The sequence below is a fragment of the Streptomyces sp. BR123 genome, assembly GCF_013401435.1.
Taxonomy (GTDB): Bacteria; Actinomycetota; Actinomycetes; order Streptomycetales; family Streptomycetaceae; genus Streptomyces.
In genome coordinates this window covers 1-7349 of the sequence record NZ_JACBGN010000331.1, presented here as the reverse complement: position 1 = coordinate 7349, position 7349 = coordinate 1, and the positions used below count along the sequence as shown (strand labels likewise).

The window sequence follows — 7349 nt, the reverse complement described above, 5'->3', positions numbered from 1 at the left end:
CCCCCGCCCCTGACACCCCGCGGAAACGCAAAACGCCCCGGCCCCACCTCCGAAGAGGCAGGACCGGGGCGGGGAGTGCCCGAGAAAACCGGGGCGGCGCCTACTCGGCGTCGTCCTCCGGAGCCTCGTCGTTCGACACCGCGTCGGCCTGCGCCGCCGCCGGAACGTCCGCCTCCAGCAGCCGCGCCAGCTGCCGGCCCCGGATCCGCTTGAACTTCCGCTGCTGCGACCGCGTCCGGTCCAGCACCGCAACCTCCAGCCGCTCCGCCGGAATGGTCTTGTCCGCACTGTTCGCCTGGCTGGACAGCGCCTGCACCGCCAGCTTCAGCGCCTCCGACAGGGTCATCCCCTCCCGGTGGCGCTGGTCCAGGTAGCTGCTGATCTGCTCGGCGTTCCCGCCGACCGCGACCGAACCGTGCTCGTCCACGATCGACCCGTCGTGCGGCAGCCGGTAGATCTGGTCACCCGCGGCCGTCGTGCCCACCTCGGCCACGACCAGCTCCACCTCGTACGGCTTCTCACCGGCACTGGAGAAGATCGTGCCCAGCGTCTGCGCGTACACGTTCGCCAGCCCACGGGCCGTCACGTCATCGCGGTCGTAGGTGTATCCGCGCAGGTCCGCGTAGCGCACACCGCCGATCCGCAGGTTCTCGTACTCGTTGTACTTGCCGGCGGCCGCGAAGCCGATCCGGTCGTAGATCTCGCTGAACTTGTGCAGCGCACGGGACGGGTTCTCGCCGACGAACACGATGCCGTCGGCATACTGCAGCACCACGAGGCTGCGACCGCGGGCGATGCCCTTGCGGGCGTATTCCGCCCGGTCGGCCATCGCCTGCTGCGGGGAGACGTAGAACGGAGTCGACACCGGCTGACCGTCCCTTTCTTCTGGGCTCCTGAGGGGCTGTTACTGATCAGAGCAGGGCGGCGCGCGGGCCGTCCGGCTCCTGGAGGCGGCGGTCGGTGACCTTGCGGGCCAGAGCCTGGGACTCCTCCTCGGTCAGCCGCCGGAAGCCCTCGTCGGTAATGACGGTGACGATCGGATAGATGTTGCGGTAGAGGTCCGGGCCGCCGGTCGCCGAGTCGTCGTCGGCGGCGTCGTACAGCGCCTGGACGACCAGTGTGGTGGCCTGCTCCTCCGTCAGGTCCGGGCGGTACAGCTTCTTCATCGACCCGCGGGCGAAGATCGAACCCGAACCGGTCGCGGCGTAGCCGTGCTCCTCGGAGCGGCCGCCGGTCACGTCGTAGGAGAAGATCCGCCCCTTCTCCCGGGTCTCGTCGTAGCCGGCGAAGAGCGGCACCACGGCCAGCCCCTGCATGGCCATCCCCAGATTGCTCCGGATCATGGTGGACAGGCGGTTCGCCTTGCCCTCCAGGGAGAGGGTCGCCCCCTCCACCTTCTCGAAGTGCTCCAGCTCCAGCTGGAACAGCTTGACCATCTCCACGGCCAGGCCGGCGGTGCCGGCGATGCCCACCGCGGAGTACTCGTCCGCCGGGAACACCTTCTCGATGTCCCGCTGGGCGATCATGTTCCCCATCGTCGCGCGCCGGTCACCGGCGAGGACGACCCCGCCGGGGAAGGTGGCGGCCACGATGGTCGTGCCGTGCGGCGCCTCGACGATCCCCTCCGGAAGCTTCCGGTTGCCCGGCAGCATCTCGGGCGCGTGCGCACCCAAGAAGTCCATGAAGGACGACGACCCCGGCGTCAGGAAGGCTGCCGGAAGACGCCCTGTGCCACGATTGTTGGCTTCCACAGGTTTCCTTCCACGTAAGCGGCTGCACGTCTCATGACGTCCGGCCGATCCTTGAACTGCCCCAGGGCTGCGTTGCAGCTGAAACACAGTACGCCTCGGACTTTACCCGTCTCATGATCGTGATCCACATGCTCCGCCGGACCTATCCGGCAGATCACGCAGGCACCACCCTGAGCAGCGATCATCTCGTCGCGTTCGGCTTCGGTGATGCCGTACTTGCGTTTGAAGTAGCTCGCCCGATTCCGCTGCGCCCGGCACTCTTTGCAGTAGCTGGCCCATCCGTCGGAGCTCGTCCGGTTCAGCTCCCACTCGGAATGGGGCTTGATCTCTCCGCACTCAGGGCACCGCTTGTGGCCGGACGGCACGTCGATCTTCGCCCGCACCGTCCGCCCCTTCGCCTCCTGGCGCTGTTTGTAGTAGTCCGCCCAGCACGCGCGGCAATAGGCTTGTAAGCCATCTGACGCCGAGCGGTTGCTCGCATACTCCGCTCGTAGCTTGTCCTGCTTACATCGCGAGCACCGCTTCGTACCCTCGGACACTCTTTCCGCCCCCCAGCCTTCGATTCGAAGGTCAAATGGCCCTACTGGCCACCCTTCTGAACGAAGGACCTCACGAAGTCCTCTGCGTTCTCCTCGAGGACATCGTCAATCTCGTCAAGTACGGAGTCGACGTCGTCGGAGAGCTTTTCCTGCCGCTCCTTGAGGTCGGACTGCGCTTCCGCGGCCTGCTCCTCGACCTCCTCGGTCGAGCGAGTGGCCTTCTGCTGTCCGCCGCCGGTGTCCTTGGTCGCCATGTCTACCTCACCCCGCTCGGTTCGCACGCTCGTGACGAGGGACCCCGGGATCGGGATCCCTCAAGATCAGACCCTATGCCGGACCCTACAAGGAGGTCCGGGCTTTCGTCCCCGTACTTTGACAACGTCCGGGTGTTCCCATGATTCCCGGGAGAGGCGGTTTTCAGGCCCCCTCCGGCCCGGTTCAGTTCCCGCTGAGCACCCGCACCAGGTCCTCCGCCGTCCGGCAGCGGTCCAGGAGCTCCTTGACGTGCTTGCGGGTACCCCGCAGGGGTTCCAGTGTCGGGACGCGCTGCAGGGAGTCGCGGCCCGGCAGGTCGAAGATCACCGAGTCCCAGGAGGCCGCGGCCACGTCGTCCGCGTACTGCTCCAGGCACCGGCCCCGGAAGTACGCTCGGGTGTCCTCCGGCGGCTTGGCGGCGGCCGTCTCTACGGCCGGCTCCTCCACCAGCCGCTTCATCTTGCCGCGGGCCACCAGGCGGTTGTACAGGCCCTTGTCGGGGCGTACGTCCGCGTACTGGAGGTCGACCAGGTGGAGCCGGGCGGCGTCCCAGCCGAGCCCGTCGCGCCGTCGGTAGCCCTCCAGGATCTGCCGCTTCGCGATCCAGTCCAGCTCGCCCGCGAGGCTCATCGGATCGCTCTCCAGCCGCCCAAGGACGTCCTCCCAGCGGGAGAGCACGTCCTTGGTCTGCTCGTCCGCGTCGGCTCCGAACCGCTCTTCCACGTATTTCCGCGCCAGCTCGAAGTACTCCATCTGCAGTTGCACGGCGGTCAGGGTGCGGCCGCTGCGCAGCGTGATCAGGTGGCGCAGGTCGGGGTCGTGGGAGACCTGGTGGAGGGTGCGTACGGGCTGGTCGACGGCGAGGTCGACGGTGATGAAGCCGTCCTCGATCATGGAGAGGACGAGGGCGGTGGTGCCGAGCTTGAGGTAGGTGGAGATCTCGGAGAGGTTCGCGTCGCCGATGATCACGTGGAGGCGGCGGTACTTGTCGGCGTCCGAGTGGGGTTCGTCGCGGGTGTTGATGATGGGCCGCTTGAGGGTGGTCTCCAGGCCGACCTCGACCTCGAAGTAGTCCGCGCGCTGGCTGATCTGGAAGCCGTGTTCGCGGCCGTCCTGGCCGATGCCGACGCGGCCGGCGCCGGTGATCACCTGGCGGCAGACGAAGAAGGGGGTGAGGTGGCGCACGATCTCCGAGAAGGGGGTTTCCCGCTTCATCAGGTAGTTCTCGTGCGTGCCGTAGGAGGCGCCCTTGTTGTCGGTGTTGTTCTTGTAGAGCTGGATCGGCTGGGCGCCGGGGAGCTGGGCGGCGCGTACGGCGGCCTCGGCCATGATCCGTTCGCCGGCCTTGTCCCAGAGGACGGCGTCGAGCGGGTTGGTGACTTCCGGGGAGCTGTACTCGGGGTGGGCGTGGTCGACGTAGAGTCGTGCGCCGTTGGTCAGGATGACGTTGGCCAGGCCGATGTCCTCGTCGGTGAGCTGGCTGCTGTCGGCGGCCTCGCGGGCGAGGTCGAAGCCGCGGGCGTCCCGCAGCGGGTTCTCCTCCTCGAAGTCCCAGCGGGCGCGTCGCGCCCGGTGCATCGCCGCCGCGTAGGCGTTGACGATCTGGGACGAGGTGAGCATGGCATTGGCGTTCGGGTGACCGGGGACGGAGATCCCGTACTCCGTCTCGATTCCCATTACTCGCCGTACGGTCATGCGGCCCTCCTTGCCCGGCGGCGCCCCCGTTCGGGAGCGGCGCTCAAGTACCGCTGGTGGTCCGGTGCGTGTGCGGTGCCCGACCCCGCACTGCGGATGCGGCGGTACGGATGAGCCTAGAACCACTCCACGCCGGTGGGGAGATCATTTCAATCCTTGGCTGCGCCCCGTCACGGCTGAAAAGCGGTCGGTGATGCTGTCGGCAAAGCAGTCGGCTGCGGGTGCCCGGTGGGGGCACCCGCAGCCGCCTCCGATCAGAGGTACTGGCCGGTGTTTGCCACCGTGTCGATGGAGCGTCCGGTGTCTGCGCCCTGCTTTCCGGTGACGAGGGTGCGGATGAAGACGATCCGTTCGCCCTTCTTTCCGGAGATGCGGGCCCAGTCGTCGGGGTTGGTCGTGTTGGGCAGGTCCTCATTCTCCTTGAACTCGTCCACGCAGGCCTGGAGGAGGTGGGAGACGCGCAGGCCCTTCTGGTTGTGTTCGAGGAAGGCCTTGATGGCCATCTTCTTGGCCCGGTCGACGATGTTCTGGATCATCGCGCCGGAGTTGAAGTCCTTGAAGTAGAGGACTTCCTTGTCGCCGTTGGCGTAGGTGACCTCGAGGAAGCGGTTCTCCTCGGTTTCGGCGTACATCTGCTCGACGACGGTCTGGATCATGCTGTGGACGGCGACCTCGGGCGAGCCCTGGTGTTCGGCGAGGTCGTCGGAGTGCAGGGGCAGCGAGGCCTTGAGGTACTTGGCGAAGATGTCCCTGGCGGCTTCGGCGTCCGGGCGTTCGATCTTGATCTTCACGTCGAGGCGGCCGGGGCGCAGGATGGCCGGGTCGATCATGTCCTCGCGGTTGGAGGCGCCGATGACGATGACGTTCTCGAGGCCTTCCACGCCGTCGATCTCGGCGAGGAGCTGGGGGACGATGGTGTTCTCGACGTCCGAGCTGACTCCGGATCCGCGGGTGCGGAAGAGGGATTCCATCTCGTCGAAGAAGACGATGACGGGGGTGCCCTCGCCGGCCTTCTCGCGGGCGCGCTGGAAGACGAGGCGGATGTGGCGCTCGGTTTCGCCGACGTACTTGTTGAGGAGTTCGGGGCCCTTGATGTTGAGGAAGTAGGACTTTCCGGCGGGCTGGCCGGTGACCTCGGCGACCTTCTTGGCAAGGGAGTTGGCGACGGCCTTGGCGATGAGCGTCTTGCCGCAGCCGGGCGGGCCGTAGAGCAGGATGCCCTTGGGCGGCCGCAGTTCGTGTTCCTTGAACAGGTCCGGGTAGAGGTAGGGGAGTTCGACGGCGTCGCGGATCAGCTCGATCTGGTCGCCCAGTCCGCCGATCTTGTCGTAGTCGATGTCCGGGACCTCTTCGAGGACGAGTTCTTCGACCTCGCTCTTGGGGACGACCTCGTAGACGTAGCCGGAGCGGGGTTCGAGCAGGAGGGCGTCGCCGGGGCGGATGGTGGCGTCCAGCAGCGGCTCGGCGAGCCTGACCACCCGTTCCTCGTCGGTGTGTCCGATGACCAGGGCGCGCTCGCCGTCCTCGAGGATTTCCTTGAGGGTGACGATGTCCCCGGCCCGCTCGAATTCCATGGCCTCGACCACGTTGAGGGCCTCGTTGAGCATGACTTCCTGGCCGCGCCGGAGCTCGTCCGGGTCCACGCTGGGGCTGACGTTCACGCGGAGCTTGCGGCCCCCTGTGAAGATGTCGACGGTGTCGTCGTCGTTCGCCTGCAGGAAGACGCCGAATCCGGCCGGCGGCTGTGCGAGCCGGTCGACTTCCTCCTTGAGCGCGACGATCTGGTCGCGTGCTTCACGGAGCGTATTTGCGAGTCGCTCGTTTTGCGCGGAGACGCCGGCCAGGTTTGTCTGGAGCTCGACGATCCGCTCCTCGAGAATCCTCGTGTGCCGCGGAGAGTCGGCGAGCTTACGTCGCAGGACGGCGATTTCCTGCTCGAGATAGGCAACCTGGCCGGCGGGGTCCTCAGACCCCCGCCCCGGCCGGATGCCGCGGTTGATGTCGTCGTCGTGGGCTGCCACGGTCCTCACCTCCTCCAAGGGGAGCTGGACGCTTCCTGACCCTACCTGGGCTGGTGGTGATTGAAACCCCTAGATCACAAAGACGGTAGAGGTGTGTCCGATCTTCACCCTTGCGTACTCCCTCACGCCAGGGGAATACCCACCCTTCAACATCGGAAAGCAGCCGGTTGTAAGGTCGAGTCGTTCAACACCCGCCAGCCTGGACGCGACTTGCCGCCGGCACATGGCGGGAAACGGATCACTGAGGGCAGGAAACGGCAGGAGATATGACCGTGCAGCAGGAGGCAACCGGCGGCGGCGCCGATGGCGCGGGGCGGGCCGGGGAGCCGCTGGAGGTCTGGATCGATCAGGACCTGTGCACCGGTGACGGGATCTGTGTGCAGTACGCGCCGGAGGTGTTCGAGCTGGACATCGATGGTCTGGCGTACGTGAAGAGCCCTGAGGACGAGTTGCTGGTGGAGGCGGGGGCGACCACTCCGGTTCCGTTGCCGTTGCTTCAGGATGTGGTGGATTCGGTGAAGGACTGCCCCGGTGACTGCATCCACGTGAGGCGCGCTTCGGACGGGGTGGAGGTCTACGGCCCCGACGCGGAGTGACGGTTCAAACACTCCGGGCGGACATCTGCGTCAGCTCCTGGCGGAATTTTCCGCCGGTCCAGCGCCACTTGGCGAGCTGCTCGACGTCGGGGCTGTAGCGGGGGACCTGGGGTGAGGAGTACCCGAGGAGCCGTGCGGTGACGAGGCCGTCACGGATCGTGAGGTCGATGGCGGTCTGGCGGCGTGCGGTGTCGAGGAGCGTGGCGACGACCCGGGGCCGGGCGCCTTCGGCCGTGTCCTGGGCGAGGACGTAGAGGGCGTGGGGCGGCGTGCCGGATCCGGCGTCGCAGCGGACGGCTGCGACGGTCTCGGGGCGGCGGTCCCCGTCGAGGTCGCCGTGGGCCGTGGCGGTGACGGTCGTGGGGGCGCCTTTGCAGTCGAGGGGCCAGGTGACTGCGGCCGGGTCCGGGGCTGCTGCCTGCGGGGCGGCGGGCCGGGGGCTGTCTCTTATACACCTCTGACTCTGCCGACGTCGCTCGGCGGTTGGTTTTC

At 67.3% G+C, this 7349-nt stretch carries 7 protein-coding genes; 1 reads left to right on the top strand and 6 read right to left on the bottom strand.

Translation table 11 applies throughout. From position 1 onward, the window contains the following. Nucleotides 1–100: 100 nt before the first annotated feature. The 6 genes from prcA to arc form a co-directional block, all read right to left on the bottom strand. Nucleotides 101–865 (bottom strand): proteasome subunit alpha, encoded by a 765-nt coding sequence (gene prcA / locus HYE82_RS31680; protein ID WP_179177647.1) that lies wholly within the window; start codon nucleotides 863–865, stop codon nucleotides 101–103. Nucleotides 866–911: 46 nt separating this feature from the next. Then, nucleotides 912–1751 (bottom strand): proteasome subunit beta, encoded by an 840-nt coding sequence (prcB, locus tag HYE82_RS31675; protein ID WP_179177646.1) that lies wholly within the window; start codon nucleotides 1749–1751, stop codon nucleotides 912–914. Then, nucleotides 1703–2134: an endonuclease VII domain-containing protein gene (locus HYE82_RS39390; protein WP_309144509.1), complete on the bottom strand. Its 432-nt coding sequence runs from the start codon at nucleotides 2132–2134 to the stop codon at nucleotides 1703–1705. Before HYE82_RS39390 ends, prcB begins: the two co-directional genes overlap by 49 nt. Nucleotides 2135–2331: 197 nt before the next feature. Further along, nucleotides 2332–2544, bottom strand: a complete 213-nt coding sequence (locus tag HYE82_RS31665) for a ubiquitin-like protein Pup (protein ID WP_042803062.1) — start codon at nucleotides 2542–2544, stop codon at nucleotides 2332–2334. A 184-nt stretch (nucleotides 2545–2728) separates the two neighbouring features. Continuing rightward, entirely contained in the window at nucleotides 2729–4240 is a 1512-nt protein-coding gene (dop, locus tag HYE82_RS31660; RefSeq protein WP_179177644.1) for a depupylase/deamidase Dop, read from the bottom strand. A 254-nt stretch (nucleotides 4241–4494) separates the two neighbouring features. Beyond that, on the bottom strand, nucleotides 4495–6261 hold the full coding sequence (arc, locus tag HYE82_RS31655; protein ID WP_179177643.1) for a proteasome ATPase: 1767 nt from the start codon (nucleotides 6259–6261) through the stop codon (nucleotides 4495–4497). A gap of 266 nt (nucleotides 6262–6527) precedes the next feature. On the opposite strand from arc, the gene HYE82_RS31650 reads away from it, so the two are divergent. Continuing rightward, nucleotides 6528–6857 (top strand): ferredoxin, encoded by a 330-nt coding sequence (locus HYE82_RS31650; protein WP_179177642.1) that lies wholly within the window; start codon nucleotides 6528–6530, stop codon nucleotides 6855–6857. Nucleotides 6858–7349: the final 492 nt, after the last annotated feature.

Bases quoted from the DNA above. Each gene is read 5' to 3' on its own strand.
- dop (WP_179177644.1), bottom strand. From the start codon at position 4,240: ATGACCGTACGGCGAGTAATGGGAATCGAGACGGAGTACGGGATCTCC.
- HYE82_RS31650 (WP_179177642.1), top strand. From the start codon at position 6,528: ATGACCGTGCAGCAGGAGGCAACCGGCGGCGGCGCCGATGGCGCGGGG.
- HYE82_RS31665 (WP_042803062.1), bottom strand. From the start codon at position 2,544: ATGGCGACCAAGGACACCGGCGGCGGACAGCAGAAGGCCACTCGCTCG.